This is a genomic window from Streptomyces sp. NPDC021356 (genome assembly GCF_040641015.1).
Lineage (GTDB): Bacteria > Actinomycetota > Actinomycetes > Streptomycetales > Streptomycetaceae > Streptomyces.
Map to the genome: position 1 here is coordinate 13,784 of NZ_JBFACU010000052.1, position 26,699 is coordinate 40,482.

Sequence of the window (26,699 nt, forward strand, 5' to 3'; positions counted from 1 at the left end):
GACAACGCCCACATGGAGCATGCCCACCCTCCTTCTGCCGCCCTAACCTGCGAGAAAAGGAGGAAAAGCGTCCAGAAAACGCCGTCCTCGACCAAGCCCCCCAACGCAAGATCTCTTCAGGGAGCCCCCATGACCGCACTTGAGCAGGAGCGCCGCGTCGTCACCGCCATTCCCGGCCCGAAGTCGCAGGAGCTGCAGGCCCGCCGTACGGCCGTGGTCGCGCAGGGCGTGGGCTCCACGCTGCCGGTCTTCGTCACGCGCGCCGGCGGCGGCATCATCGAGGACGTCGACGGCAACCGCATCATCGACTTCGGTTCCGGCATCGCCGTGACCAGCGTGGGCGCGTCCGCCGAGGCCGTCGTACGCCGCGCCTCCGCGCAGCTCGCCGACTTCACCCACACCTGTTTCATGGTCACCCCCTACGAGGGCTACGTGGCCGTCGCCGAGGCGCTGGCCGAGCTGACCCCGGGTGACCACGCGAAGAAGTCGGCGCTCTTCAACAGCGGCGCCGAGGCCGTCGAGAACGCGGTGAAGATCGCCCGCGCGTACACCAAGCGGCAGGCCGTCGTCGTCTTCGACCACGGCTACCACGGCCGTACGAACCTCACCATGGCGCTGACGGCGAAGAACATGCCGTACAAGCACGGTTTCGGTCCGTTCGCCCCCGAGGTGTACCGCGTCCCGGTCGCCTACGGCTACCGCTGGCCGACCGGTCCCGAGAACGCGGGTCCGGAGGCCGCCAAGCAGGCCATCGACCAGATCACCAAGCAGGTCGGCGCGGACAACGTGGCCGCGATCATCATCGAGCCGGTGCTCGGTGAGGGCGGGTTCATCGAGCCGGCCAAGGGCTTCCTGCCGGCGATCCGCCAGTTCGCCGCCGACAACGGCATCGTCTTCGTCGCCGACGAGATCCAGTCCGGCTTCTGCCGCACCGGCCAGTGGTTCGCGTGCGAGGACGAGGGCATCGTCCCGGACCTGATCACCACCGCCAAGGGCATCGCCGGCGGTCTGCCGCTGGCCGCCGTCACCGGCCGCGCCGAGATCATGGACGCCGCGCACGCGGGCGGCCTGGGCGGCACCTACGGCGGCAACCCGGTCGCCTGCGCGGGTGCCATCGGCGCGATCGAGACGATGAAGGAGCTGGACCTCAACGCCAGGGCGAAGGACATCGAGGCGGTCATGAAGTCCCGCCTGTCCGCCATGGCCGAGAAGTTCGACATCATCGGCGACGTCCGCGGGCGCGGCGCGATGATCGCGATCGAGCTGGTCAAGGACCGCGCGACCAAGGAGCCGAACCCGGAGGCGACCGCGGCGCTCGCCAAGGCCTGCCACGCCGAGGGCCTGCTGGTCCTGACCTGTGGCACCTACGGCAACGTCCTCCGCTTCCTGCCCCCGCTGGTGATCGGCGGGGACCTCCTGAACGAGGGCCTCGACATCATCGAGCAGGCGTTCGCGCGCATCTGAGCGGCACGTCCGCACGGGTGGCGCGGGGGGCGGCAGACCGTGTGAAGAAGGTGTGCGGGGTGGATGTCGGGTCGTCGATCGCCCTGTCCCGCGCCCCCGCCCTGCCGTAGGTTCTCTTCCAGATGAGAGATACACCCCGCCCGCAGGCGACTGCGGGCGACATCAGGCCGTAGCCTCCCCAGCTTCGACCTGGTCCGTGCCTCGCGCACACCACCGGAGCCCCCGGGCTCCGGGTCTCCTCACCGATCGGACGGTCGCTCGCCCCAAACCCCCCGGGGCGCGCGACGTTCCGGTCAGGACGGTCGCAATCGCATGGACGACCGCCCTTCGAAGGGCCGACGCAGAACCCCCCCTTTGCGCCGGCCCTTCGGCATGTCCGGGACCGGCCCCCGGCGCACCCGGCCCGCGGGCGCGGGGAGCCCCTTCTGCGAAGCTGTGTGCCGTGTCGAACCCTCGAACGAGCCTGGCGCCCCGGACGACCCGGACGACCGCGCTGATCGGGATTCCGGTCACGGTCGCGGCCTTCGCGCTGATCACCTGGCAGGTCATGGTCCAGGGGCCGCTGCTCGGTGCCGACCGGCGGGTCAGCCGTGCCCTGCTGCGCCCGGACCGTTTCTCCGAGGTGCTGTCGGACCTCGGGAACGTGCAGGTCGCCGTGCCCGTGCTGCTGGTGATGCTGGCGTACGTGGCGTGGCGGGGGCGAGGTTCCGGGGTGGGGCGGTGGTGGGGGCCGCCGCTCGCCGCGTCGGCGGTGACGGCGGTACTGCCCCTGCTGCTCGTGCCGCTGAAGGAGTGGATCGCGCGGCCGGGCACCCCCGCCGTGCCGCCGGGGACCGGGTACTTCCCCTCGGGGCACACGGCGACGGCGGTCGTCGCCTACGGAGGTGCGGTGGTCGTGCTGTGGCCGTGGCTGGGTACTTCGCTCGCCCGGCGAGTGGCGGTCGCCGGGGGCGCGGTGCCGGTGCTCGGGGTGTCGTACGGGCTGGTGCGGCGCGGCTACCACTGGCCGCTGGACGTGGTGGCCAGTTGGTGCCTGGGGGCGGTGCTGCTGGCGGTGCTGTCGGCGGTGCTCAGCCGAAGTACGCGTCGAAGTTCTTCTGGAACTGCCAGCCGCCGAAGCGGTCCCAGTTGATCGACCAGGTCATGAGACCGCGCAGCGCGGGCCAGGTGCCGTGGGTGGTGTACGAGCCGCAGTCGGTCTTCCGGGTCAGGCAGTCGAGGGTCTTGGTGACCTCGGCGGGGGCGACGTAGCCGTTGCCCGCCTGGGTGGAGGCCGGCATGCCGATGCCGATCTGGTCGGGGCGCAGCGGCGGGAACATGCGGGTGGTGTCCCCGGCCACCGGGAAGCCGGTCAGGAGCATGTCGGTCATCGCGATGTGGAAGTCGGCGCCGCCCATGGAGTGGTACTGGTTGTCCAGGCCCATGATCGGGCCGGAGTTGTAGTCCTGGACGTGGAGCAGGGTCAGGGCGTCGCGCAGGGCGTAGACGACCGGGAGGTAGGCGCCGCAGCGCGGGTCCTGGCCGCCCCACTTGCCCGTGCCGTAGTACTGGTAGCCCATCTGGACGAAGAAGGTCTCCGGGGCCATCGTCAGGACGAACTTGTCGCCGTACCTGGCCTTCAGGGTCTTCAAGGCCGAGATCAGGTTGACGATGACCGGGGTCGTGGGGTTCCTGAAGTCGGTGTCGTCGGTGTTCAGGGAGAGGGAGTGGCCCTCGAAGTCGATGTCGAGGCCGTCCAGGCCGTACTCGTCGATGATCCTGGAGACGGACGAGACGAAGGTGTCCCGCGCGGCCGTGGTGGTCAGCTGGACCTGGCCGTTCTGGCCGCCGATGGAGATGAGGACCTTCTTGCCCGCGGCCTGCTTGGCCTTGATGGCGGCCTTGAAGTCGGCGTCGCTCTCGACGCCGGGGCACTCGGTGACGGGGCAGCGGTTGAACCGGATGTCGCCGGAGGTGACCGAGGTGGGTTCGCCGAAGGCCAGGTCGATGACGTCCCAGCTGTCGGGGACGTCGGCCATGCGGGTGTAGCCGGAGCCGTTGGCGAAACTGGCGTGCAGATAGCCGACGAGGGCGTGGGTGGGCAGGCCCGGGTTCCCGCCGCCGCCCGGTCCGCCCGGGTCCGCCGCCGTCGTCGCGGTCACCGCCGCCGACTTCGCGGACTCGCCGGCGTCGTTCACGGCCGCGACCTGGAAGGAGTACGCGGTGGAGGGGGTCAGGCCGGTGACGGTCGCCGTCGTGCCGGTGGCCGACTGGACCTTCGTGCCGTCGCGGTAGAGGGCGTAGCCCGTCGCGCCCGTCACGGGTGACCAGGACAGGGCGACGCTGGTGGCGGTGACGGTGCCGGTCTTCAGGCCGGTGGGGGTGGCGGGCGGCTGCTGGCCGGGGGCGCCGCCGGGGCCCGTGAGCGAGATGTCGTCGGCGTAGTAGGCGCCGGTGCCGTACCAGCCGTGGGTGTAGATGGTGACCTTGGTGGTGGCGGCGCCGGTGCGGAAGGTCGTGGTGAGCTGCTGCCAGTCGGCGGCGGACTGGGTCCAGGCGGAGGTGTCGGTGGTGCCGGTGCCGCTCGCGCCGACGTAGACGTAGGAGCCGCGGACGTAACCGGACAGCGTGTACTGGGAGTTCGGCTGGACGGACACCGTCTGGGCGCACTGCGCGTTGTCGCTGCCGGCCGGGGTCGCCTGGAGCGCCGCCGTGCCCGCGTGGACGGGGCTGGTCACGGTCTTGCCGGTGGCCGTGCAGGTCCAGCCGTCCAGGCCGGACTCGAAACCGCCGTTGCGCGCGAGATCGGCGTCGGCCGCGCGGGCCGCCGACGCGAGCGCGGTGACGCCGGGCACGGCCAGGAGCGTGGCGGTGAGCCCGGCGAGCAGCCGGCGCGCGGCCGGCCGGTGTCGTCTGTCGCGTTCCACAAGTGCCTCCGGTCAGGGGAGTGGGGAGGGTGGAGCGCGCCCAATTTGGTCCAGACCAATGAGGTTGTCAAGACCTCTGACGCCACCTCTGACGCCACGCCTTACGCCGCCCCTGACGCCTTACGCCGTCCCCCGGAGCCCTACGGCATCCCGGAGCCCTCCCCCGCCCCGGACACCCCTGCGGCGGGCCCGACCCATGCCGCACCCCCCGCCCCCGGCTCCCGGACCCCAGCCCCCAGGCAGCGGGGCAGCGGGGCAGCGGGGCAGCTGGTCGCCCGCGCCCCGGCCCCCCGTCATTCGTCGTCATGTGTCGTCCCCCGGCGGCTCCGTCGCCAGGGACGCCGCCGCCTCGTGCATCGCGAGTTCCAGCAGGACCGGGTCGGTGAGGCTGCCCGAGCCGTCGGGCGGGACCAGCCAGCGCAGGGTGCCGGCGGTCCTGCCGGGGTACGGGACGACGATCCAGGTGCCGGGGCCGGCGCTGCGGATGCCGGTGCCGAGCCAGCGTGCCGCCGTGCCCGGCGGGACGAGGAAGCCCAGGCGGCCGTCGCCGAAGTCGGCGAGGACCGGGCCGAGTCGGTCGAGCACCCGGCTCAGCACGTCGAGCGTGGGGTAGCCGAGGTCGCCCGGCAGGATCAGGACGTCCCAGGCCTTGCCCGCGGGCAGCAGCGCGACACCACGCGGGTTGCGCTCCCACTCCCTGCGGCAGGCCCGGGGGTCCGGTGCGACGGATGCCAGCCACTCGACCGCCGTCTTCGTCCCGGTCATGGAGAGACCTCCCTCTTCGTCGTGGACGCGCGGTGTCGCGCCCACGAGGGAGAGGGAGGCCTCCGTCACGGCATTACGCGGGTTCGGGAACCGAGTCGGAGTGATGCAGGCCACATTGCCGATCACACCGGTGGGTCCGCCGGCGGCCCGCCGGCCCTCAGCTGTCGAAGCCCAGGCCCAGGCGGTCCATCGTGCGCAGCCACAGGTTGCGCCGGCCGTCGTGGGCGTCCGCCCGGGCCAGCGACCACTTGGTGAGCGCGATGCCGGTCCAGGCCAGCGGCTCGGGCGGGAAGGGCAGCGGCTTCCTGCGGACCATCTCCAGTTCGGTGCGCTCGGTGCGCTCGCCCGAGAGCAGGTCGAGCATCACCTCGGCGCCGAAGCGGGTGGCGCCGACGCCCAGGCCCGTGTACCCGGCCGCGTACGCCACCTTGCCCTGGTGGGCGGTGCCGAAGAACGCCGAGAAGCGCGAGCAGGTGTCGATCGCGCCGCCCCAGGCATGGGTGAAGCGGACCCCTTCGAGCTGCGGGAAGCAGGTGAAGAAGTGGCCCGCGAGCTTGGCGTACGTCTCCGGGCGGTCGTCGTACTCGGCGCGCACCCGGCCGCCGTAGGGGTAGACGGCGTCGTAGCCGCCCCACAGGATCCGGTTGTCGGCGGAGAGCCGGAAGTAGTGGAACTGGTTGGCGGAGTCGCCGAGCCCCTGGCGGTTCTTCCAGCCGATGGACTCGCGCTGGGCGTCGGTCAGCGGCTCGGTCATCAGGGCGTAGTCGTAGACCGGGACGGTGTACGACCGGACGCGCTTGACCAGGTTCGGGAAGACGTTGGTGCCCAGCGCGACCTGGCGGGCGCGGATGGCACCGTAGGGGGTGCCCACGCTCATCCCGGCGCCGTACGGCCTGAGGGTGAGCGCGGGGGTGTGCTCGTGGACGCGGACACCGAGCCGCAGGCAGGCGTCCTTCAGGCCCCAGGCCAGCTTGGCGGGGTGGAGCATGGCGACGCCTCGGCGGTCCCACAGCCCGGCCTCGAAGGTGGGTGAGGCGACCTGCTCGCGCACAGCGTCCCGGTCGAGCAGTTCGAGGCCCTCGGCGAGGCCCTTCTGCTCCAGCTCGGCGTGCCATTCCCGCAGTTCGCGGGCCTGGTACGGCTCGGTGGCCACGTCGATCTCGCCGGTGCGCTCGAACTCGCAGCCGATGCCGTGACGGGCGACCGCCTCCTCGATGGCGTCGAGGTTGCGGGCGCCCAGCTCCTCCAGCTTGTGGATCTCGTCCGGCCAGCGGGTGAGGCCGTTGGACAGGCCGTGGGTGAGGGAGGCGGCGCAGAAGCCGCCGTTGCGCCCGGAGGCGGCCCAGCCCACCTCGCGGCCCTCCACGAGCACCACGTCCGCCCGGGGGTCGCGCTCCTTGGCGATCAGCGCGGTCCACAGTCCGCTGTAGCCGCCGCCGACGACGAGCAGGTCGCAGGTCTCCGCGCCGGTCAGGGCCGGCTCGGGGCGGGGGCGGCCGGGGTCGTCCAGCCAGTAGGGGGCGGGCTGTGCCTCGGACAGTGAACCGGTCCAACGGGTCATGGCGCTCGGGGCCATGATTTCAACTCCCCACAGGGTCGTGTTTCAGGGGTATTCCGGAGCCGTCATGCTTTCTGCCTGGTACGGCGATTGCCGATGACCATGGAGACGAGCACGAACAGTACGGCGATGACGAACATGGCCGTACCGATGACATTGATCTGAACGGGTGTGCCGCGCTGTGCCGAACCCCAGACGAACATGGGGAAGGTGACGGTGGATCCCGCGTTGAAATTGGTGATGATGAAATCGTCGAAGGAGAGCGCGAAGGCGAGCAGCGCGCCCGCGGCGATTCCGGGAGCCGCGATCGGCAGGGTGACCCGGACGAACGTCTGGAACGGGCCGGCGTAGAGATCCTGCGCGGCCTGTTCCAGTCTCGGGTCCATCGACATCACGCGGGCCTTGACCGCGGTGACGACGAAGCTGAGGCAGAACATGATGTGGGCGATCAGGATGGTCCAGAAGCCCAGCTGGGCACCCATGTTGAGGAAGAGGGTTAGCAGCGAGGCGGCCATGACGACCTCGGGCATCGCCATCGGCAGGAAGATCAGCGAGTTGACGGCCCCGCGGGCGCGGAAGCGGTAGCGGACCAGCGCGAAGGCGATCATCGTGCCGAGGATCGTGGCGCCCAGAGTGGCCCAGACGGCGATCTGGAGGCTCAGGGAGAGCGATCCGCACATTCCGGCGACGCCGCACGGGTCCTTCCACGCGTCGGTGGAGAACCGCTGCCATTCGTAGTTGAAACGGCCCTTGGGTTTGTTGAAGGAGAAGACCGTGACGATGACGTTCGGCAGGAGGAGGTATCCGAGGGTCAGGAGTCCCGCGATGACGACGAGACGGCGCTTGAGCCAGGTGACGAAGGGCATTTAGACGAGATCCTCCGTCCCGGACCGGCGGATGTAGACGGTGACCATGACGAGGATCGCGGCCATGAGGATGAAGGAGAGGGCGGCGGCCGTCGGATAGTCCAGGATCCGCAGGAACTGCGACTGGATGACGTTGCCGACCATGCGGGTGTCGGTCGAGCCGAGCAGGTCGGCGTTGACGTAGTCGCCGGCGGCCGGGATGAAGGTCAGCAGGGTGCCGGAGACCACGCCCGGCATGGAGAGCGGGAAGGTGACCTTGCGGAAGGTGGTGACGGGCCGGGCGTACAGGTCGCCCGCCGCCTCGTGCAGCCGCCCGTCGATCCGCTCCAGCGAGGTGTACAGCGGAAGGATCATGAAGGGCAGGAAGTTGTACGTCAGTCCGCACACCACCGCGAGCGGCGTCGCCAGCACGCGGTCGCCGGAGGTCCAGCCGAGCCAGTTGGTGACGTCGAGGACGTGCAGCGCGCCGAGGGCTCCGACGACCGGGCCGCCGTCGGCGAGGATCGTCTTCCAGGCCAGGGTGCGGATCAGGAAGCTGGTGAAGAACGGCGCGATCACGAGGATCATGATCAGGTTGCGCCAGCGGCCGGCGCGGAAGGCGATCAGGTACGCCAGCGGGTAGCCGAGCAGCAGGCACAGGATCGTCGCGGAGGCCGCGTACAGCACCGAGCGCAGGAACTGCGGCCAGTACTCGGACAGGGCGTCCCAGTAGGTCACGAAGTGCCAGGTGACCTTGTAGCCCTGTTCCAGGGAGCCGGTCTGCACCGACGTGGAGGCCTGGTAGATCATCGGCAGGGCGAAGAAGACGACCAGCCACAGGATGCCGGGCAGCAGCAGCCAGTACGGGGTGAGGCGGCCCCGCCTGCGCGGCGGCTTCGCCCGGGGGGCGGTGGGCGCGAGCGGGGGCGGCGCCTCGGTGACGGCGGACATCAGGCGGCGTCCTCCTCGGCCGGCCCGGCACCGGCGGAGCCCGTCGTCCCGGCAAGCAGGGACTGGGCGGCGTCCAGGCCGAAGGTGTGGGCCGGGTTCCAGTGCAGGACCACCTCGGCGCCGGGCACCAGGCGCGGGTCGCGGTCGATGTTCTGGGCGTAGACCTCGAAGTCGGCGCAGAGCGGGCTGTCGATCACGTACTGCGTGGAGACGCCGATGAAGCTGGAGTCGGCGATCTTGCCGGTGATGCGGTTGCGCCCCTCGGGGATGTCGCCCGCGTCGTCGGCGTGGGTGAGGGAGATCTTCTCCGGGCGCACCCCGGCCAGCACCTTCCCGCCGGGGCCGGCCGGAGCCGGACAGCGCGCCTTGGGCAGACAGAGCTTGCCGCCGCCGGCCCTCAGCACGACCTCGTCGCCGCTCGCCGTGTCGACCTCGGCCTCGATGAAGTTGGAGGTGCCGAGGAAGTTGGCGACGAACGTGGTGCGCGGGTTCTCGTAGAGGTCGTTGGGCGAGCCGAGTTGTTCGACGCGTCCGGCGTTCATCACGGCGACCGTGTCGGCCATGGTCATGGCCTCCTCCTGGTCGTGGGTGACGTGCACGAAGGTGATGCCCACCTCGGTCTGGATGCGCTTGAGCTCCAGCTGCATCTGGCGGCGCAGCTTGAGGTCCAGGGCGCCCAGCGGCTCGTCGAGCAGCAGCACCTTGGGGTGGTTGATCAGGGCGCGGGCCACGGCGACGCGCTGCTGCTGGCCGCCGGAGAGCTGGTGCGGCTTCTTGCGGGCCTGCTCGCCGAGCTGGACGAGGTCCAGCATCTCCTCGACCTGCTTCTTCACGCTCTTGATGCCGCGCCGGCGCAGGCCGAAGGCCACGTTCTCGAAGATGTCCAGGTGCGGGAAGAGGGCGTAGGACTGGAAGACCGTGTTCACCGGGCGTTTGTAGGGCGGCAGGTGGGTCACGTCCTGGTCGCCGAGGTGGACGGTGCCCTGGGTGGGCTCCTCCAGGCCGGCGATCATCCGCAGGGTGGTGGTCTTGCCGCAGCCGGACGCGCCGAGCAGGGCGAAGAAGGAGCCCTGCGGCACGGTCAGGTCGAGCGGGTGCACGGCGGTGAAGGCGCCGTAGCGCTTGCCGATCCCGGTCAGGCGGACGTCACCGCTGGTGTCCGTCGCGTCAGTTGTCGTCTTCATGGTCGTCACGCCCCTGTGAGCTTCGCGAACTTCTCTTCGTAGGCCGCCTCTTCCTTCTCGCCGAGCGCGCGGAAGGCGTGGGACCTGGCCGCCGTGGCCTTGTCGGGAATGATCAGCGGGTTGTCCGCCGCCGACTTGTCGATCTTCGCAAGGTAGGGCTTCACGCCGTCGACCGGAGAGACGTAGTTGATGTAGGCGGCGAGCGCGGCGCCCTGCTCGGGCTCGTAGAAGAAGTCGATCAGGCGCTCGGCGTTGGCCTTGTGGCGGGCCTTGTTGGGGATCAGCATGCAGTCGGTGGCGGTCATGTAGCCGGCGTCGGGGATGAGGTAGCCGACGTCGGGGTTGTCCGCCTTGAGCTGGACGACGTCACCGCCCCAGGCGAGGCAGGCGGCCAGGTCGCCCTTGCTGAGGTCGGAGGTGTAGTCGTTGCCGGTGAAGCGGCGTATCTGGCCCTTGTCCACGGCCTTCTGGACGCGGGCGATCGCCGCGTCGTAGTCGTCGCCGGTGACCTTCGCCGGGTCCTTGCCCATGTCGAGCAGGGTCATGCCCATGCTGTCGCGCATCTCGGACAGGAAACCGACCCGTCCCTTGAGCCTGGGGTTGTCGAGCAGGTCCGAGACCGATCCGACCTGGATGCCGTCCAGCGCCTTCTTGTTGTAGGCGATGACCGTGGAGACGCCCTGCCAGGGGTAGGAGTAGGCGTGCCCGGGGTCCCACTCGGGGCTGCGGAACTGCTCGGCGAGGTTCGCGAAGGCGTGCGGCAGGTTGGCCGGGTCCAGTTTCTGCACCCAGCCGAGCCGGATCACCCGCGCGGCCAGCCAGTCGGTGAGGACGATGACGTCACGGCCGGTGTCCTGGCCGGCGGCGAGCTGCGGCTTGATCTTGCCGAAGAACTCGTTGTTGTCGTTGATGTCCTCGCTGTACTGGACCCGGATGCCGGTGCGCCGGGTGAACGTCTCCAGCGTCGGGTGGTGCTTGCCGCTGTCGTCGACGTCGATGTACTCGGGCCAGTTGGAGAAGTTCACGGTCTTCTCCTCGGCCGAGCGGTCCTCGGTGGCGGTGCCGCCCTGCGTCCGGCCGGCCGCCGGGATGCCGCAGGCGCTCAGCGCCCCGAGTGCGCCCGCCGTGAGCGCGCCGCCCGCGCCGGCGCGCAGCAGCGATCGGCGGGTGGGGGCGGGCCTGCCGCCCGGCAGACCCCGCCCCGCGGCGTCCGGTCGGGCCGGTGGCGGGCGGTCGGGCTCGTACTGCTCCATGCGCGTGGTGCCCTTTCGGGAGGATTCGGCCCGACGCGGGCCGGAGTTCGGCTATCGGTCTCCGAAGATCGTGCGGTGCCAGTCCTTGCGGACCACCGCGGTGTTGTCGAACATGACATGCTTGACCTGCGTGTACTCCTCGAACGAGTACGCGGACATGTCCTTGCCGAAGCCGGAGGACTTGTACCCGCCGTGCGGCATCTCGCTGATGATCGGGATGTGGTCGTTCACCCACACGCAGCCCGCCTTGATCTCCCGGGTGGCGCGGCCCGTGCGGTAGACGTCCCGGCTCCAGGCGGAGGCGGCCAGGCCGTACGGGGTGTCGTTGGCCAGCGCGATCCCCTCGTCGTCGCTGTCGAAGGGCAGCACGACCAGCACCGGCCCGAAGATCTCCGCCTGGACGATCTCGCTGTCCTGCGGGGCGTCCGCGACCAGGGTGGGCCGGTAGTAGGCGCCGCGCTTCAGGTCGCCCTGCGGTGCCTCGCCACCGGTGACCACGCGCGCGTAGGCGCGCGCCCGGTCGACGAAGCCGGCGACGCGGTCCCGCTGGACGTGCGAGATCAGCGGGCCGAGGTCGGTGCCGGCGGCGAACGGGTCGCCGAGCCGGACGGTCTCCATGAGGGCGGCGGTGCGCGCCACGAACTCCTCGTAGAGGGGGCGCTGCACGTACGCGCGCGTGGCGGCCGTGCAGTCCTGGCCGGTGTTGATCAGCGCGCCCGCGACAGCGCCGTTGACCGCTGCGTCCAGGTCGGCGTCGTCGAAGACGACGAAGGGCGCCTTGCCGCCCAGTTCCAGGTGGAGGCGCTTGACGGTGGCGGTGGCGATCTCCGCGACCCGCCTGCCGACGCCCGTGGAGCCGGTGAAGGAGGTCATGGCCACGTCGGGGTGGCCCACCAGGTGCTCCCCCGCCTCCTTGCCGGTGCCGGTGACGACGTTGATCACGCCGTCCGGGAGGCCCGCATCGGTGGCCGCCCGGGCGAACATCAGCGAGGTGAGCGGGGTCGGCTCGGCGGGCTTCAGGACGATGGTGTTGCCCGCCGCGATCGCCGGGAGGATCTTCCAGGCGGCCATCTGGAGCGGGTAGTTCCAGGGCGCGATGGAGCCGATGACACCGATGGGCTCGCGGCGCACGTACGAGGTGTGGTCGCCGGAGTACTCGGCGGCGGCCTGGCCCTGGAGGTGCCGGGCGGCACCGGCGAAGAACGCCGTGTTGTCGATGGTGCCCGGCACGTCGAACTCACGGGTCAGCTTGAGCGGCTTGCCGCACTGGAGCGACTCGGCGCGGGCGAAGTCCTCGGCGCGCTCGGCGAGCACGGCGGCGAAGCGGTGCAGCGCGTCCGACCTCTCACCGGGCGTCGCGCCCGCCCAGCCGGGGAACGCGGCGCGCGCGGCGGCGACCGCGGCGTCGACGTCCTCGCGGCCGGCCAGTTCGTAGGTGAGGACCTCCTCGCCGGTGGCCGGGTCGATCACGGCGTGGGTACGGCCGGACGTGCCCTTCGTCAGGCGTCCGGCGACGAACTGCGCGCCCTCGGCGAAACGCTCCTGTGCGGGGAATCGTTCCGGGGTGGCGGTGCCCGGTCTGTGCATGTCGCTCTCCTCCGCCGTCGCCGCTGTTCAGGGGCGGGTGGCGTAGCTTCAGCTCGATTTGAGTGCCGATCCTGACAGAGCACCCGGGAGCCAACAAGTGATTCCGTTGTTGCCTTTTGGTTACGCGACGGAATCTGTCGACCAGGTGTCGAGTCGGCACGGAAAAGGCAGGACGGAGTGTCAGTGGTGCGTGCCACACTCGCGTGCATGGGGAAGATCGACTCACAGGAAGCCCTGATCAGAGAGGTTCGCGCGGGGGCGAGGACCAGGTACCTGTACTTCTGGGGGCACCGGCCGCGGCCGGACGGACAGGTGGGCGCGAGCTGCCTGAGCCAGTGGTGGCCGTCGCCGTTCACGGTGGACGGGGTGACGTACGCGACCGCCGAGCACTGGATGATGGCGGGCAAGGCGCGGCTGTTCGGCGACGCGGAGGCGGAGCGGCGGGCGCTGGCCGCGGGGCATCCGGCACAGGCGAAGAAGGCCGGGCGGCTGGTGCGCGGCTTCGACGACGCGCTCTGGGCGCGCGAGCGCTTCCGGATCGTGGTGGAGGGCAGCGTCCACAAGTTCGCCGCCCATGCCGGGCTGCGCGCGTTCCTGCTGGGGACGGGCGAGCGGCTTCTGGTGGAGGCGTCGCCGCTGGACCGGGTGTGGGGCATAGGCCTGACCGCGGACGACGAGGCGGCGGCGGACCCGAACCGCTGGCGGGGCCCCAACCTGCTGGGCTTCGCCCTGATGGAGGCGCGGGAGCGGTTGCGCACGGGACAGGAGGGGGTGGCCGTCTGAGGCGGCGCGCGGCCGGGCCGGGGCCGGTGCCGGCGGGCAGCCCGGCAGGGGCCGGTGCCGGCGGGCAGCCCGGCAGGGGCCGGTCCCGGCGGGCAGCCCGGCAGGGGCCGGTCCCGGCGGGCAGCCCCGCAGGGGCCGGTGCCGGTGGCCGGCAGGGGCGGCCGGTCCCGGTGGGCGGCCGGCCCCTGCGGTGTGTCGGTGGTGCGGGGCGGCGGTGCTGCGATGTGGCGGGGACGGTCAGAACGTGCCGGCGCTGCCCATGATGCTCGCGAAGACCAGGATGCCCAGTAGCGGCAGGACCACCGTGGCGATGATGCCGCAGACCAGACCGCCCGTCGCGGCGCCCTTGTTGGTGGCCTCCCCGCGGTTGGCCTTGCCCCGCCCGATGGCGCCGAAGATGATCCCGAGGATGCCGAGGATGATCCCGAAGAACCACAGGAAGAAGGTCAGGCTGCAGACGACGCCGATGATGCCCAGCACCAGTCCCGTGGTGCCCATGCCGTTGCTCGGCTGCATCGGCATGCCGTAGCCGGGGGCCTGCGGGTAGCCCACGGGCGGCGCGGCCGGATAGGCGGGGCCGGACTGCGGGTAGCCGTAGCCGGGGCCGGCCTGCGGGTAGCCGTAGCCGGGCGCGGGCTGGCCGTAGCCCGGCGCGGGCTGCTGCGGCGGCTGGGACGGCGGTCCGAATCCGTCCGGTGCGGGCTGGGTGTTGGACATGGTGTGGTTTCCCCTCCGTTGACAGTCAGGGCATCGTAATGCCCCTGTTCCGCGCGGTGGATGGGCGCGGACGGCACCGTCCCGCGCGGACGCCCGCACGCGCGGGCCGGTCCCGGCTCCGGTCGCGTCTCCGGTCGGTGGACGGCCGACGGACGGCCGACGGACGGCCGGATCCGGGCCCCGGTCTCAGCGGTCGGCGAGGACCGTCGCGGACGGGCGCGCGGCGCCGTCGTAGGAGTACGGGTCCGAGGTGCGGGACTCGTGGACGGCGGTCGCGATCAGGACGACGTAAACGACGATCATCGCGATGCCCAGGACGATCCCGATGATGCCGGTGACGAAGCCGGCCTGGGCCTGGCCTCGGTTGTCGGCCTCGCCCCGCTCCGCCCTGCGACGGCCCTTGACGCCGAAGACCACGGCGAGGATGCCGAGCACCACCGAGACCACGCCGTACAGGCAGAACAGGCAGCAGGCCAGGATGCCGAGCACCATGGCCGCGATGCCCATGCCGTTGCGCGGGGCCGGCGCCATGCCGGGCCAGCCGTAGGCCGGGTAGCCGGGGTAGCCGGGCGCGCCGGGATAGCCGTAGCCGCCGGGACCCGCGGAGGGGGCCGGACCGGTGGGCGCGACGGGCGGCGGCGGCACGGCGAAGTCACCGGCCGCAGCGCCGGGAACGGCGTCCGCGGGAGCGCCGGGCGGGACGTCCGCGGGGGTGCCGTGTCCCGGCGGCGGGAAACCGGGGGGCGGGGTGGCCGGCATCGCGGCCATGGTGGCCTGGTCGTGCACGGAGGGCGGGGCCGCGGGCGGCTGCTCGGGCGCGGGCGGGCGCTTCTCCAGCGAGGAGCCGCTCTCCGGCGGGGCCCACGGGTTGTCGCCGGACCCGGCGTCTTCGCCCGCCCGTGTTCCGTCCGTCATGTTCTCCGGTCCCCCTCGGTCGATCGTCAGGACATGCTAAGGCCTGGGCTCACGGCCGTTGCCCGCCGGGCGGATCATGCTCCGCGACCCCACGGCACGGCGGCCGGGCCTGCGCCTACGATGGCCGTGCTCATCGATCAGCCGATCACCCGCGCCGCGTGCCCCAGGGGCCCGCGGCGCCGTTCCCGGGGAGGGACACCTTGACCGACCAGCACGCACCCCGCGATCCGCACGCCTTCATCGCCGGACTGCCCAAGGCCGAACTCCATGTGCACCACGTCGGCTCCGCCTCCCCGCGGATCGTCTCCGAACTGGCCGCCCGCCACCCCGACTCCAAGGTGCCCACCGACCCCGAGGCGCTGACCGACTACTTCACGTTCACGGACTTCGCGCACTTCATCCAGGTGTACCTGTCGGTCGTGGACCTGATCCGCACCCCCGAGGACGTGCGCCTGCTCACGTACGAGGTGGCCCGGGACATGGCCCGCCAGCAGGTGCGCTACGCGGAGCTGACCATCACGCCGTTCTCGTCCACCCGGCGCGGTATCGACGAGCGCGCGTTCATGGACGCCATCGAGGACGCCCGCAAGGCTGCCGAGGCGGACTTCGGGACCGTACTGCGCTGGTGCTTCGACATCCCCGGCGAGGCCGGGCTGCTGTCGGCCGAGGAGACCGTGCGGCTCGCCACCGACGACCGGCTGCGTCCCGAGGGGCTGGTGTCGTTCGGGCTCGGCGGCCCCGAGATAGGCGTGCCGCGGCCCCAGTTCAAGCCGTACTTCGACCGTGCGATCGCCGCCGGGCTGCACTCCGTCCCGCACGCCGGGGAGACCACCGGCCCCGAGACGGTGTGGGACGCGCTGACCGAGCTGCGCGCCGAGCGGATCGGCCACGGCACCAGCTCGGCGCAGGACCCGAAGCTGCTCGCGCATCTCGCCGAGCACCGGATCGCGCTGGAGGTGTGCCCGACCTCCAACATCGCCACGCGGGCCGTGCGCACCCTGGACGAGCACCCGATCCGGGAGTTCGTACGCGCCGGGGTGCTCGTCACGGTCAACTCCGACGACCCGCCGATGTTCGGCACGGACCTCGACAGCGAGTACGCCGTCGCCGCGCGGCTCCTCGGCCTGGACGAGCGGGGCATCGCCGAGCTGGCCAAGAACGCGGTGCACGCCTCCTTCCTGGACGAGGCGGGCAAGGCGCGGATCGCCGACGAGATCGACGCGTACACCGCGCGGTGGCTCGCTCCCTGACCGCATCGGAGGGCGGCCGGCGGCCGGGGACACAATGGGCCCATGCAGACCGTGACGGCCGTGGCGCACCGCGGCGACCCCTACCGCTTCCGTGAGAACACGATCGAATCGCTCCGCTCCGCGCTCGACCGGGGCGCGGACGCGGTCGAGATCGACGTACGGCTGACCCGGGACGGCCTTCCCGTGCTGCTGCACGACGACTCGCTGAAGCGGCTGTGGGCGCACGACCGGCCGCTGCGGTCGCTCTCGGCCGAGGAGGTGCAGGGGCTCACGGACGGCGGGGTGCCCACGCTCGCGCAGGCGCTCGCCGCCACGGAGGGCCACCGCGTGATGATCGACCTGCCGGGGGCGCCGGGAGCGCGGGCGGTGGGGCGCGTCGCCGGGGTGGTCCGGGAGTGCGGGGCGCAGGACCGCGTCTACTACTGCGCGGGCCCCGAGGCGATGCTCGCGGTGCGGGCCGCGCAGCCGTCCGCGGAGATCGCCCTGACGTGGACCTCGCTCGCGCCGCCGCGCCCCGGGCTGCTGGACGCGGTGCGGCCCAAGTGGCTCAACTACCGCTTCGGTCTGGTGGACCGGGACCTCGCGGCCCGGGTCCACCACGGCGGCCACCTGCTGTCGGTCTGGACCCCGGACACCCGCCGCTCGCTGCGCCGCCTCCTCGCCCTGGGCGTGGACTCCGTCACGACGAACCGCGTCGACGTGCTGTGCGCGCTGCGCGGCCGGGGAGGTGCGGGCGGGGTCAGGCCGGTCTGACGAGGCGTACGTCGTCCACGCCCAGCAGCCCGAGCAGCGGCACGTTCCCGGTGTGCTGTCCGGGGTCGACCACCAGGCCGGCGTCCCGCACGAGGTCCAGGAGGAGTTCGGCGAGCGGCATGACCATGTGCCGGCCCCAGCAGCGTTCGGAGGAGTGCCCGAAGGGCAGGTAGCCCGGGGTGTTGTCGGGGTCGAGCGTGTCCCAGCGTTCCGGGCGGAAGGCCTCGGGGTCCTCCCACAGCGCCGGGTCGCGGTGGGAGAGCAGCGGCAGCAGCAGCACGTCGTCGTCCGCGCCGATCCTGTCGTCGAGGGCGGGGTACTCCGGGGAGGCGTTGCGCAGGATGTTCCAGGAGGGCGGCAGCAGACGCAGCGACTCGTGGATGATGTTGCGGTTGGACATTCCCTCGTCGAACGGCGAGCCGAGCCAGAGCGCGTTGGCCACCAGCGTGGAGACGGTGAAGCACACCGGGGCGGCGGCCCTGCGGTACATGCCCATCGCGTACCGGCGTTCCTGGTAGCCGGTGGCGTTCGCCGCCCGCTCCCCCAGTCCGGTGAGGCGTCCGCCGCCGGGGCGGGGCCAGCCGGGCAGTGCCGCGCCGACAGCGATCACGGACCAGGTGAGTTTCGTGGTCAGTTCGAGGTTGCGGCTCATCAGCATGCGCAGCCTGGGCGGGTCCTGACCGAGGATCAGGTCGCGCAGGAACAGGTGCCCGGTCAGGGGCCAGGAACCCGAAAGGTCGACGTGCTCGGGCAGCGGCCGCTTCAGCGCCTCGCGGACGTCGTTGCCGACGGTCCGGGTGACCGAGGAGGCCTCGGTACGCGAGATCGAGCGGCCCTGCAGGGGCTTGAAGGTGGGCCGTTCGGTCTCCGTGGCGCGCCGGGCGGCGAGGATCCGGTCCGCGATCCGGGGTCCGGCGACGCCGATGGTGTCGGGTTCGAGCCGGAAGAGGTCCTGGCCGAGGTGGTCGTGCAGGAGGGCGGCCAGCCGGGGGGCGAACACGGTGGTGCGGGTGCGCGGCACGGATGACAGGGGCATGGGTTCTCCGGAAGGGGCGGTGGGAGCCGGTGCGGTGCCCCCGCCGGACGGCCGGGCACCGTGGTCCGGATGCGTGGACGAGTGCGGGTGCGCACGTGGTGCGAGTGCACGGGTCACGCGGTGGACAACGATGTCCGCGGCCGTACGGCGGGGGCGCCGCGCGCCGGATCAGTACCAGATGTACCAGGCGCTGGCCTTCAGGCTCTTGCGGGCCGAGACCTTGTTGCGGACGGCGAAGAGAAGCTTCATGAGTGCGTTTCCTCTCTGGTGGGGCTGAGGCACACGACCCTGCGTGGCCGGTGTTCCGGGAGGACCCGGGGGCTGTTGAAGATCGCGTGCGGTGGCTCGGAGAGCACTGCCCAGGATGACAACCGGATAATCACTACGCTGTTCAACGTGTTCAACGGGCGGTCGGTACGGCTACACAGTGCACTGTCCGCCGGTACGGGCGGTGTTGACCGGGAGCGCCTCCAGCCGCTTGATGCGCCTGCGTACGCCGTACAGCGGAATGACGCCGAACACCCCGAAGGACATGTCGATCAGCGTCCACCAGAACGGGATCCCGCGCAGCGGTCCGCAGACGAGGGCGAGGGGCACGATGCCCACGCACGCGATCATCCCGAACTCCACGACCCAGATGTTGCGGACCGGGTCCCGGTAGGGGCCGTAGAAGGCCACCGCGATGACCAGGTGGGCGAAGGCCAGCCAGTCCGTGCCGTACAGCAGGAACGGATAGTCGGCGTCGGCGGTGTCGAGCCCGCGCCGCACCCGCTCGGTCCAGCCCATGAGGGCGGGCAGGTGCTCGGGCACCGACAGGGCGCGCAACGCGCTTTCGGCCCAGTGCAGTTCGTGGACGAGCGGGAAGGCGGTGGCCCCGCTGAGCGCGAGGCAGACGACGAACACGACCAGCCGGACGCGGATGCCCTTCAGGAGGGCGGCTCTGTCGCTCATGGCAGGAGCGTACGCCGGTGTTGAACGTGTTCAAAACTTGGGTCGGCGAGTCCTCCCTCCACCGGCCGCGGGGCCCTCTTCCGGGTCAGGGCGGCGCTGGGGAGGGGCTGTTGGTCAGCTCCTGACAGCCGGAAGGTGACAACGGGGCCCACCGGCTCGCCGACCGCCCGGGATCGGCCCGGGACCGGCCCGGGCCGGCCGGGGCAGGTCATTCCCCGGCCAGGGCCTTGCTCAGCTCGCCGCGCCGCCGGATGCCCAACTTCTTGTAGGTGCTCGTCAGATGGGTCTCCACGGTGCGCCGGGCCAGGTGGAGCAGATCCGCTATCTCGGTGTTCGTGCGGCCGTCGGCCGCCAGCCGGGCGATGCGGCGCTCGCTGCCGGTGAGCGAGCCTGAACCGCTGCGGACGATCGCGGGACGGCGGGCGCCGCCCGCGCGCAGGGCCTGCTCGGCGAGCGTCCGCAGCCGCGGCGCGCCCAGGCGTTCGGCGCGTTCGGCCGCCTCCCGCAGGCAGGCGCGGGCCCGGACGCGCTCCCCCGCCGCGGTCAGCTGCCGGCCCTGGGCCAGCAGGGCGGCCACCAGTTCAGGCCCCGCACCGGCCGGGGCCTGCCGCAGCAGCCGTACGGCGTCCTCGGCCAGCCGCAGGCCACGGCGCCCGCCGGTGGCCTCGCCCAGCACCCTGAGCGCCCGGCCGACCGTGCGGGGAGTGCCCCACACGCGGGCCAGCCGCAGCTCCTCCTCGGCCAGTTCGAGGGCGTCCAGGGGGCTGCCCAGCGCCAGCCGGCACTCGGCGGCGGCCGAGCGCCAGGGGGTGACGACGGGGCTGACCACCTCGCGGGCCGACTGGCGCCGTCCGCACTCCAGGAAGTCGTGCAGCGCCCCGGCCGGGTCCCCGGCGGCGGCGCGCTGCACGCCGCGGGCGTACAGGAACCGGTTCAGCTCCCAGGAGTCGGGCACGCTGCGCAGGTCGAAGCCGTCCGCGAGGCTCCGCGCCTCGGCCGTACGGTCCTGCTCGACGAGGGCGAGCAGGGTGTGGGCGTGCACGTTGCCGGGCCCGGTGACGTGGACGGCGGGCGGCTCGGCCGGGAGCCGTCCGTAGGTGCCGCGCGCCGCCGCGATGTCGGCCCGGGTGTTGAGCAGCGCCTCGTGCATCGGGTGCAGCAGGCCGGGCCGATGACCGGACAGCCCGCGGTCCACCAGCCGGTCCGCCTCGTCGAGTTCGTCGGCCCACTGGGCGACCGCGGCGGCCGTGCCCAGCAGGAACGGCTCGGTCAGCGGGTGCGCGGGCTCGGCGAGCAGCTCGCGCACCTGCCGCATGGCGTCCTCGGCCGAGGTGAGCCCCGCGGTGGCCGCGTACCGCACGAGCAGCATCCGGGCCGCCGCGCCGACCGGGTCGGGCGACTGGCCGGCGCTCTCGCGCAGCACCCGGTACACCTCGCCACGGACCGTCTGGTCCCGGTCGGCCAGCAGCGCGGAGGCACTGTGCAAGGTGGCCACCAGGTCGGGCCGGTCGGCGAGTTGGGCCACCGCCGCGCACAGCACCTCCACGGCGGCGCGCGGCCGGCCGCGGCCGGCGAGCGCGGTGCCCAGGGCGACGGCGGCGCGGGCCCGGTCCTGCGGGGCGCCGGGCAGCCGCAGCGCCTCGTTGAGCCGGGGGATCCCGGAGGCCGACTCGTCCCCGGCGCACTCCAGGGAGCCCAGCTCGGTCAGCAGCCGCTGCCGGCGCGGTTCGGGCAGCGGCTCGTCCAGGGCCCGCCGCAGGAAGGCCATGGCGTCGGTGGCACGCCCCTCGCCCAGGGCGAGGGAGGCGGCGTCCTGGAGCACGCCCACCGCCCAGAGGGCGCCGACCGGTCCGGACCGGAGCAGCTGCCCGGCCACTGTCTCGGTGGGCGCGCCGTGGTGCAGCATCGCCTCGGCGACGGCCTGGTGCGCCGCGCGCCGCCGGGCCTCGGGTACGCCGGTGAGCACCGCGTCCCGCAGCAGGGGGTGGGCGTAGCGGGGCCGGCCGCCGGGCGGGGTGCGCAGCAGGCCGAGCCCGGTCATGGCGGTGAGCCAGCCCGTCACGCGGGCCGGGTCGGCGCCCGCGAGGTCGGCGAGCAGCGCCACCGACTCCTCGGCGGCCCGCGCGCCGGCCCCCGACGGCCGCCGGTCGCCGGGCGGGGTGTTCCGGCGGTCCGGGCCGTCGTCGAGGACGGCCAGGGCCCGCGCCACCTCGGCGGTGCCGTCTCCGGCGCTGTCCAGCCACCACGACACGGCGGCGGGGTAGGCGCCGGGGTACAGCGCCGCCGACGTCTCGGGCACGGCGGGGTGCCGGGCCGGGCCGCCGAGGTCGTCGAGAAGGGCGCGCAGCAGCAGCGGGCTGCCCGCCCCGGCCCGTACGCAGTCCTCGACCCAGGCGGCGGGCGCGGCCGGGAACCGGGCGTACACCAGGGCGGCCGCCGCGCCCGGGGTGAGCGGGGCGAGGGTGTGGGTGCGCACCAGGGCGGGCGAGAGGGTGTGGGTGAAGCCCGGGCGGGGCTGGTCGACGTCGTACTGGCTGCGTTCGGTGACCACCAGCAGGACGGGTAGCGCTAAGCGGTCCAGGTGCCGGGCGGTCTCCACGAGCCAGCGGTGGGAGGGCCCGTCGGCGAGGTGGACGTCGTCCACGGCCACCAGCAGCGGCGATTGGGCGGCGTACGCGCTCAGGGCGCGCCACAGCAGTTCTGCCCGGCCGCGCTCGTCGCCGGGGCCGTCTGGGCCGCCGGACGCGTCCGGTCGGCCGTGCTGTTCGAACCCCGGTACGGCGCCCAGGAGTTGGAGCGCGGTGGCGTACGGCAGACCGGCGTCGGTGGGGGCGCAGCGGGCGCGCAGCACGCGCATGCCGTGCCCGGCGGCGGACCGGGCAGCGGCCTCCAGGACCGTGGTCCGTCCGGTGCCGGTGGCCCCGCGCAGCAGGACGAGGCCGCCGGACCCCGCCCGGGCGCGCTCGGCCTTGGCCGCCAGCAGCGCCGCTGCCTCCCGGTGTTCGGGCGGCAGGTCGCGCCACCGGTGGTCGTCCGGTCGCTCGGACGGCGTGGGGTGCGGCTGGTGGGCACGTTCTTCGGGCGGCACGGGGTGCGGCTGGTGGTCCCGGTGTTCGGGCACCGTGGCATGCGGCTGATGGTCCCGTAGGTCGGGCGCCGTGGCATGCGGCTGATGGTCCCGTAGGTCGGGCGCCGTGGCATGCGGCTGGTGACCCCGTTGTTCGGGCAGCCGGGCGTGCCGTTGCTCGGCCGGCCGGTCGTAGGGTCGCTCGCCGGGCCGGTCGGAAGGCCGGTCGGAAGGCCGGTCAGAGATTCGCTCGGTGGGGTGGCCGGACAGCCGGGCCTGCGGGTGCTCCCAGGGGCGGCCGGGCAGCGTCGCGGACGAGGGACCCGAGGACCGGTCGGACGAGGGACCCGAGGACCACTCGGACGAGGGCCCGGGAAACCAGTCGGAGGAGGACCCGGAAGACCCGTCGGACGAGGGCCCGGAAGGCCGGGCCGCAGGGTGCTCGAAGGGCCGCGCCGGCGCATGGTCGGGCAGCCGGACGGAGGGCCGTTCGGGCATGTGGTCAGTCCCGTGGTCGGTCGGGTGGTCGAACGGACGCGTGCGCAACTGCTCGCACGGGTGTTCCCGACGCGGTCCCGGCAACGCTGCCATCCCTGCCTCCTTGCTCGGACGTGACGCCCTCCGCACACCAGGACGTCCCCCACCGGCCGCCGGTGACGTGACAAGTCCCACTGCACCCGACGGCCGGGCAGAGGGAACCGCCCGGGCGGTCACCGTCGTGGTGTACGTACGCCTGTTCTCGTGGTGCGGCTCGTGGTGCTCCACGATTGTGCGGACCCCCGCCACCACAGGAGTGTGGTGAGCACACGCCAGTCACCGCCCCCACAGAGGTGACGGGCACGTGGACATAGGGGAAACCGTTGCTCAGCTCATCGCGGACCACGCACCCCGGCACCGCCGGTTCCGCCGACCGCATACCGGTCGTGGTGCACGCCACGGATCCGATCCTGCGTGAAGGGGTGCTGAGCCAGCTGCGCCGGTTCCCCGAGGTCGAGTTGCGGGAAGAGACCGGTTCGGGCCCCGGCACCGTGGCGCTGCTCGTGGACGACACGCTCGACGAGGCCGCGCTGACCCGGCTGCGCCGGGTCGTGCGCAGCGAGGGCGCGCGGGCCGTGGTCGTCGTCAGCTCCCTGCGCGAGGCCGAACTGCTCGACGTGATCGAGTGCGGCGTGGGCGCCATCGTGTGGCGCCACGAGGCCGGCGCGCACCGTCTGGTGCAGGCCGTGCTCGCCGCGGCGCGCGGCGACGGCGACCTGCCCGCCGACCTGCTCGGACGCCTCATCGACCAGGTGGGCACCCTGCACCGCAACGCCGCCGGCCGGGCCGGTGCGCCCGGCTCCGGGCTGACGCCGCGCGAGGTCGACGTGCTGCGGCTGGTCGCCGAGGGGTTCGACACCGGGGAGATCGCCGGCAAGTTGTCCTACTCCGAACGGACCGTCAAGAACGTCATCCACGGGCTGACCACCCGGTTGCACCTTCGCAACCGCGCGCATGCCGTCGCCCATGCCCTCCGGGAAGGCTACATCTGACCGAACGGGCACTCGAGGCCGCCCCCCGGGGCAGCGGTGTCTGCCTGGCCCCTGTCCCCGCCGCTCCTGCGCGCGGGGGCAGGCGCCGGGGCATGATCGGACACCGCGTGGCGGCCGGCCCCGGGCGCCGGGGCGAACACACGAGCACGGGCCCAGGCACGGGCCACAGTCACACGGGGCCAGAACGCGGACCACGGGACGCGGGCCACGGAACGCGGAACAGAGCACGGCAGGGCGGGAGCACGACGGTGATCCACGAAGTGGACGAGGTCCTCAAGACCCTGCTGGGCGGCGGCGCCCTGACGGGATCCGGGATCGAGGTGGTCCTCGACGCGCCCACCCGCGACTGGGCCGCCCGGCGCAACGCGCCCACGATCAACGCCTACCTGTACGACATCCGGGAGGACGTCAACCGCCGCCAGCGCGGTCACATCCCCGTGACCGACGAGCGGGACGTGGTCGTCAAACGGCGCCAGCCGCCGCGCTGGTTCCGGCTCTCGTACCTGGTGACCGCCTGGACCAAGCAGCCGCAGGACGAACACCGCCTGCTGTCCGCGGTCCTGGCCACGCTGATCCCGCGCGAGGTGATCGCGCCCGGTGAACTCCCCGCCGCGCTCGGCGCGCTGGGTCTGAGCGTGCCCGTGTCGGTGGCCGGCATCCAGACGGAGTCCCGTTCGCTGGCCGAGATCTGGTCCGCGCTCGGCGGTGAACTCAAGCCGTCCCTGGACGTCGTCGTCACCGCACCGTTCCCCGCCTACCCCGAGTACGACGCCGGACCGCCCGTCACCGAGGGTGCCGCCGTCCGCGTACGCACCCTGGACGGCGGGGCCGGGACGGAGGAACGCGCGCATCGGCCGCGGCAGGTCGCCGCGATCCGCGCCGCACGCGAGGCGGCCCGGCGCCGCCGCGGTCCGGGAAGGGCGACATGACCGTCTCGCAACAGGCACCCGCGCAGCCGGTGCCGGCGCCCGCCGACGCGCTCCTCGACCGCCTCGCCGTGCTGCGCGACCGGGTCGCGCTGCTGGTCGGCAGGCGTTCCGCCGACGACCCCACGGCCGCCGACCCGCTGCGCGGCCTGTACCTGTCCGAGGACGCCGTACGGCACCTGCTGCGCGTGGCGGAGTCCGAACCCGACCCGGCGTCCGAGCCCGACGCGGTGTCCGACGACCCGGCCGGTGCCGCCGCCACCGCCGCCCTCGGCTCTACCGCCGCCACCGGCTCTACCGGCGCCACCGGCCCTGCCGGTGACCGGCTGGCCGGGCTGGCCGCGCGGTTCGGACTGGGCGACCTGGACACCGCCCTCCTCCTGGTCGCCCTCGCGCCCGACCTGGACCGCTCCTTCGAACCGCTCTACGGCTACCTGAACGACGACGTCAGCCGCCGGCGGGCCACCGTCGCCCTCGCCCTCGACCTGTGCGGCGTCCCCGCCCACTCGGCGCCCGCGCGGGCCCGGCTGCACCCCACCGCACCGCTGACCGCGCTCGGGCTGCTCGTCGTGGAGGAGCCGGAACGCCCCTTCCTCAGCCGCTCGTTGCGCGTGCCGGACCGGCTGGTGGCCCATCTCCTCGGTGACGACACCCACGACCCCGACCTCGCCGGGCACCTGCGCTCGCTGCCCGACCCGCCGTGGCCGGACGACACCGTCGGCACCGACGGCGCCGCGGACGACGGCGGGGACGAGGAGTTCACCGTCCTCGCCCGGCGCCTGGCCGCCCGGCTCACCGCCGCGCCGCCGCCCACCGCCTACCTCCGCGAGGGCCGCGAGGGCGACGCGCTCACCTGTGCCGCCGCCGCGCTGCGCACGGCCGGCCTGGCCGCCCTGCACTTCACGGGGCCCGAGGACCACGTGCCCGGCCTGCTGCGCGAGGCGCGGCTGAGCGGACGGGTGGTCGTGGTCTCGGCCCTGCCGGAGCAACCGGCCCGGATCGTGCGCGAGCTGGCCGCCGCCACCGACGTACCCGTACTGATCGCCGGCTCCCGGCCCTACGACCCGCTCTGGTGCGACGACGACGCGGGCGACCCGCTCGTCCTGGAGGTGCCCCCGCGCCGTGCCGGGGCGCTGCGCGCCTGGTCGGCCGCGCTCGGCGAGGAGCCCGGCTTCGACCTGGCCGCCACCGTGGCGCCGTACCATCTGGCCGACGACCGGATCGCGCGCGCCGCCCGCGCCGCCCGCGCCCTCGCCGCCTTCGACGGCGTCCCGATGGCCCCGGCCCATCTGCGCGTCGCCGCGCGCCGGCAGTCCGCGTCGGGGCTGGAGCAGCACGCGCGCCGCATCCGGCCCGCCGTCGACTGGAGCGACCTGGTCCTGCCCGAAGGGCCCCTGGCCCAGCTGCACGAGCTGGCCCTGCGGGCCCGCCACCGCGACCGGGTCCTCGGCGAGTGGCGGCTGAGCGCGGGCGGCGGCCGGGGCCGGGGCGTCCTCGGGCTGTTCGCGGGCGAGTCCGGCACCGGCAAGACGCTGAGCGCGGAGGTCGTCGCCGCCGAACTCGGCCTGGACCTGTACGTCGTCCAGCTGTCCTCCATCGTCGACAAGTACGTCGGCGAGACGGAGAAGAACCTGGAGCGCATCTTCGCCGAGGCCGACCGCACCGACGCGGTGCTCCTCTTCGACGAGGCCGACGCCGTGTTCGGCAAGCGGTCCGCGGTGAAGGACTCGCACGACCGGTACGCCAACATGGAGAGCGCCTACCTGCTCCAGCGCCTCGAGTCCTTCGACGGCATCGCCCTGCTCACCACGAACCTGCGCGCCAACATCGACGAGGCGTTCACCCGGCGCCTGGACCTGGTCGTCGACTTCCCGTTCCCCGACGCCCGGCAGCGCCTGGCCCTGTGGCGGCACAGCCTGTCCCACGTGCCCTGTGCCGAGGGCGTCGAACTCGACGCGGTCGTCGCCGGTTTCGAGCTGGCGGGCGGCTCGATCCGCAGCGCCGTGGTGACCGCCGCCTACCTCGCCGCCGGCCGCGACGGGCTGGTCACCTCGGCCGACGTGCTGGAGGGCGCCCGCCGTGAGTACCGCAAGGCGGGCCGGCTGCTGCCGGACGAGGGCTCCTGGTAGACGCCGGGGAAGCAGCGAGAAGGGGTGGGGTGGGGGGGGCCCCGGGGGGCCCCCCCCCCCCCCCCCGACAGCCGGCGGGGGGGGTCACGCCCGGCGGAGAAGTGGGGGGGGGTTGTGCAATAGGGGGGGT

22 protein-coding genes are annotated in these 26,699 nt (G+C 73.1%); 8 read left to right on the forward strand and 14 right to left on the reverse strand.

Translation table 11 applies throughout. The annotated features are described in order from the left end of the window. Positions 1-129 precede the first annotated feature (129 nt). Positions 130-1,464, forward strand: a complete 1,335-nt coding sequence (gene gabT / locus AB0G56_RS38600) for a 4-aminobutyrate--2-oxoglutarate transaminase (RefSeq protein WP_360979862.1) — start codon at positions 130-132, stop codon at positions 1,462-1,464. 547 nt (positions 1,465-2,011) lie between these two features. Further along, on the forward strand, positions 2,012-2,596 hold the full coding sequence (locus AB0G56_RS38605; protein WP_360979925.1) for a phosphatase PAP2 family protein: 585 nt from the start codon (positions 2,012-2,014) through the stop codon (positions 2,594-2,596). Here AB0G56_RS38605 and AB0G56_RS38610 read toward each other — a convergent pair. The 8 genes from AB0G56_RS38610 to AB0G56_RS38645 all read right to left on the reverse strand — a co-directional run bounded on the left by AB0G56_RS38610 (position 2,535) and on the right by AB0G56_RS38645 (position 12,513). Beyond that, complete coding sequence (locus tag AB0G56_RS38610) at positions 2,535-4,370, reverse strand: glycoside hydrolase family 18 protein (protein ID WP_360979865.1); 1,836 nt, start codon at positions 4,368-4,370, stop codon at positions 2,535-2,537. The genes AB0G56_RS38605 and AB0G56_RS38610 overlap by 62 nt on opposite strands. A gap of 303 nt (positions 4,371-4,673) precedes the next feature. Continuing rightward, positions 4,674-5,135 (reverse strand): hypothetical protein, encoded by a 462-nt coding sequence (locus tag AB0G56_RS38615; protein ID WP_360979868.1) that lies wholly within the window; start codon positions 5,133-5,135, stop codon positions 4,674-4,676. Positions 5,136-5,292: 157 nt separating this feature from the next. Continuing rightward, positions 5,293-6,711: an FAD-dependent oxidoreductase gene (locus tag AB0G56_RS38620; protein ID WP_360979871.1), complete on the reverse strand. Its 1,419-nt coding sequence runs from the start codon at positions 6,709-6,711 to the stop codon at positions 5,293-5,295. A 47-nt stretch (positions 6,712-6,758) separates the two neighbouring features. Beyond that, the gene (locus AB0G56_RS38625; RefSeq protein WP_360979874.1) at positions 6,759-7,559 is read right to left on the reverse strand and encodes an ABC transporter permease; all 801 of its coding nucleotides are present in this window, start codon (positions 7,557-7,559) and stop codon (positions 6,759-6,761) included. Further along, positions 7,560-8,489, reverse strand: coding sequence for an ABC transporter permease (locus AB0G56_RS38630; RefSeq protein WP_360979877.1), 930 nt, complete (start codon positions 8,487-8,489; stop codon positions 7,560-7,562). Further along, positions 8,489-9,673: an ABC transporter ATP-binding protein gene (locus AB0G56_RS38635; protein WP_360979880.1), complete on the reverse strand. Its 1,185-nt coding sequence runs from the start codon at positions 9,671-9,673 to the stop codon at positions 8,489-8,491. Before AB0G56_RS38635 ends, AB0G56_RS38630 begins: the two co-directional genes overlap by 1 nt. A gap of 5 nt (positions 9,674-9,678) precedes the next feature. Next, positions 9,679-10,926 (reverse strand): spermidine/putrescine ABC transporter substrate-binding protein, encoded by a 1,248-nt coding sequence (locus AB0G56_RS38640; protein WP_360979883.1) that lies wholly within the window; start codon positions 10,924-10,926, stop codon positions 9,679-9,681. Positions 10,927-10,977: 51 nt separating this feature from the next. Beyond that, entirely contained in the window at positions 10,978-12,513 is a 1,536-nt protein-coding gene (locus AB0G56_RS38645; RefSeq protein ID WP_360979886.1) for a gamma-aminobutyraldehyde dehydrogenase, read from the reverse strand. A 207-nt stretch (positions 12,514-12,720) separates the two neighbouring features. Between AB0G56_RS38645 and AB0G56_RS38650 the strand changes: the two genes are divergently transcribed. Further along, positions 12,721-13,296, forward strand: coding sequence for an NADAR family protein (locus tag AB0G56_RS38650; RefSeq protein WP_360979889.1), 576 nt, complete (start codon positions 12,721-12,723; stop codon positions 13,294-13,296). Between the two features lie 237 nt (positions 13,297-13,533). On the opposite strand, the gene AB0G56_RS38655 is transcribed toward AB0G56_RS38650, so the two are convergent. Beyond that, complete coding sequence (locus AB0G56_RS38655; RefSeq protein ID WP_360979892.1) at positions 13,534-14,013, reverse strand: DUF4190 domain-containing protein; 480 nt, start codon at positions 14,011-14,013, stop codon at positions 13,534-13,536. 186 nt (positions 14,014-14,199) lie between these two features. Then, a complete protein-coding gene (locus tag AB0G56_RS38660) occupies positions 14,200-14,928 on the reverse strand; it encodes a DUF4190 domain-containing protein (RefSeq protein WP_360979895.1) in 729 nt (242 codons plus the stop codon). A gap of 200 nt (positions 14,929-15,128) precedes the next feature. Between AB0G56_RS38660 and AB0G56_RS38665 the strand changes: the two genes are divergently transcribed. Together AB0G56_RS38665 and AB0G56_RS38670 are read left to right on the forward strand one after the other, a co-directional pair. Continuing rightward, positions 15,129-16,178: an adenosine deaminase gene (locus AB0G56_RS38665; RefSeq protein ID WP_360979898.1), complete on the forward strand. Its 1,050-nt coding sequence runs from the start codon at positions 15,129-15,131 to the stop codon at positions 16,176-16,178. A gap of 42 nt (positions 16,179-16,220) precedes the next feature. Then, complete coding sequence (locus AB0G56_RS38670; protein WP_360979901.1) at positions 16,221-16,931, forward strand: glycerophosphodiester phosphodiesterase; 711 nt, start codon at positions 16,221-16,223, stop codon at positions 16,929-16,931. Here the strand turns inward: AB0G56_RS38670 and AB0G56_RS38675 are convergent. The 4 genes from AB0G56_RS38675 to AB0G56_RS38690 form a co-directional block, all read right to left on the reverse strand. After that, positions 16,918-17,967, reverse strand: a complete 1,050-nt coding sequence (locus tag AB0G56_RS38675) for a cytochrome P450 (protein ID WP_360979904.1) — start codon at positions 17,965-17,967, stop codon at positions 16,918-16,920. The two genes, AB0G56_RS38670 and AB0G56_RS38675, sit on opposite strands and share 14 nt — an antisense overlap. A gap of 168 nt (positions 17,968-18,135) precedes the next feature. After that, complete coding sequence (locus tag AB0G56_RS38680) at positions 18,136-18,249, reverse strand: tryptorubin family RiPP precursor (protein WP_360979907.1); 114 nt, start codon at positions 18,247-18,249, stop codon at positions 18,136-18,138. A gap of 138 nt (positions 18,250-18,387) precedes the next feature. Further along, positions 18,388-18,918: a hypothetical protein gene (locus AB0G56_RS38685; RefSeq protein ID WP_360979910.1), complete on the reverse strand. Its 531-nt coding sequence runs from the start codon at positions 18,916-18,918 to the stop codon at positions 18,388-18,390. 208 nt (positions 18,919-19,126) lie between these two features. Then, entirely contained in the window at positions 19,127-21,931 is a 2,805-nt protein-coding gene (locus AB0G56_RS38690; RefSeq protein ID WP_360979928.1) for an AAA family ATPase, read from the reverse strand. 914 nt (positions 21,932-22,845) lie between these two features. On the opposite strand from AB0G56_RS38690, the gene AB0G56_RS38695 reads away from it, so the two are divergent. The 3 genes from AB0G56_RS38695 to AB0G56_RS38705 all read left to right on the forward strand — a co-directional run bounded on the left by AB0G56_RS38695 (position 22,846) and on the right by AB0G56_RS38705 (position 26,569). Further along, positions 22,846-23,514 (forward strand): response regulator transcription factor, encoded by a 669-nt coding sequence (locus tag AB0G56_RS38695; RefSeq protein WP_360979913.1) that lies wholly within the window; start codon positions 22,846-22,848, stop codon positions 23,512-23,514. Between the two features lie 248 nt (positions 23,515-23,762). Beyond that, positions 23,763-24,443, forward strand: coding sequence for a DUF4255 domain-containing protein (locus tag AB0G56_RS38700; RefSeq protein WP_360979916.1), 681 nt, complete (start codon positions 23,763-23,765; stop codon positions 24,441-24,443). Further along, positions 24,440-26,569: an ATP-binding protein gene (locus AB0G56_RS38705; RefSeq protein ID WP_360979919.1), complete on the forward strand. Its 2,130-nt coding sequence runs from the start codon at positions 24,440-24,442 to the stop codon at positions 26,567-26,569. The genes AB0G56_RS38700 and AB0G56_RS38705 overlap by 4 nt, the downstream gene beginning before the upstream one ends. Positions 26,570-26,699: the final 130 nt, after the last annotated feature.

What these genes read in the sequence shown, in the direction of transcription:
- gabT (WP_360979862.1), top strand. Translation starts at nt 130, where the DNA reads ATGACCGCACTTGAGCAGGAGCGCCGCGTCGTCACCGCCATTCCCGGC.
- AB0G56_RS38605 (WP_360979925.1), top strand. Translation starts at nt 2,012, where the DNA reads ATGGTCCAGGGGCCGCTGCTCGGTGCCGACCGGCGGGTCAGCCGTGCC.
- AB0G56_RS38615 (WP_360979868.1), bottom strand. Translation starts at nt 5,135, where the DNA reads ATGACCGGGACGAAGACGGCGGTCGAGTGGCTGGCATCCGTCGCACCG.
- AB0G56_RS38620 (WP_360979871.1), bottom strand. Translation starts at nt 6,711, where the DNA reads ATGGCCCCGAGCGCCATGACCCGTTGGACCGGTTCACTGTCCGAGGCA.
- AB0G56_RS38625 (WP_360979874.1), bottom strand. Translation starts at nt 7,559, where the DNA reads ATGCCCTTCGTCACCTGGCTCAAGCGCCGTCTCGTCGTCATCGCGGGA.
- AB0G56_RS38630 (WP_360979877.1), bottom strand. Translation starts at nt 8,489, where the DNA reads ATGTCCGCCGTCACCGAGGCGCCGCCCCCGCTCGCGCCCACCGCCCCC.
- AB0G56_RS38635 (WP_360979880.1), bottom strand. Translation starts at nt 9,673, where the DNA reads ATGAAGACGACAACTGACGCGACGGACACCAGCGGTGACGTCCGCCTG.
- AB0G56_RS38640 (WP_360979883.1), bottom strand. Translation starts at nt 10,926, where the DNA reads ATGGAGCAGTACGAGCCCGACCGCCCGCCACCGGCCCGACCGGACGCC.
- AB0G56_RS38645 (WP_360979886.1), bottom strand. Translation starts at nt 12,513, where the DNA reads ATGCACAGACCGGGCACCGCCACCCCGGAACGATTCCCCGCACAGGAG.
- AB0G56_RS38650 (WP_360979889.1), top strand. Translation starts at nt 12,721, where the DNA reads ATGGGGAAGATCGACTCACAGGAAGCCCTGATCAGAGAGGTTCGCGCG.
- AB0G56_RS38655 (WP_360979892.1), bottom strand. Translation starts at nt 14,013, where the DNA reads ATGTCCAACACCCAGCCCGCACCGGACGGATTCGGACCGCCGTCCCAG.
- AB0G56_RS38660 (WP_360979895.1), bottom strand. Translation starts at nt 14,928, where the DNA reads ATGACGGACGGAACACGGGCGGGCGAAGACGCCGGGTCCGGCGACAAC.
- AB0G56_RS38670 (WP_360979901.1), top strand. Translation starts at nt 16,221, where the DNA reads ATGCAGACCGTGACGGCCGTGGCGCACCGCGGCGACCCCTACCGCTTC.
- AB0G56_RS38675 (WP_360979904.1), bottom strand. Translation starts at nt 17,967, where the DNA reads ATGCCCCTGTCATCCGTGCCGCGCACCCGCACCACCGTGTTCGCCCCC.
- AB0G56_RS38685 (WP_360979910.1), bottom strand. Translation starts at nt 18,918, where the DNA reads ATGAGCGACAGAGCCGCCCTCCTGAAGGGCATCCGCGTCCGGCTGGTC.
- AB0G56_RS38705 (WP_360979919.1), top strand. Translation starts at nt 24,440, where the DNA reads ATGACCGTCTCGCAACAGGCACCCGCGCAGCCGGTGCCGGCGCCCGCC.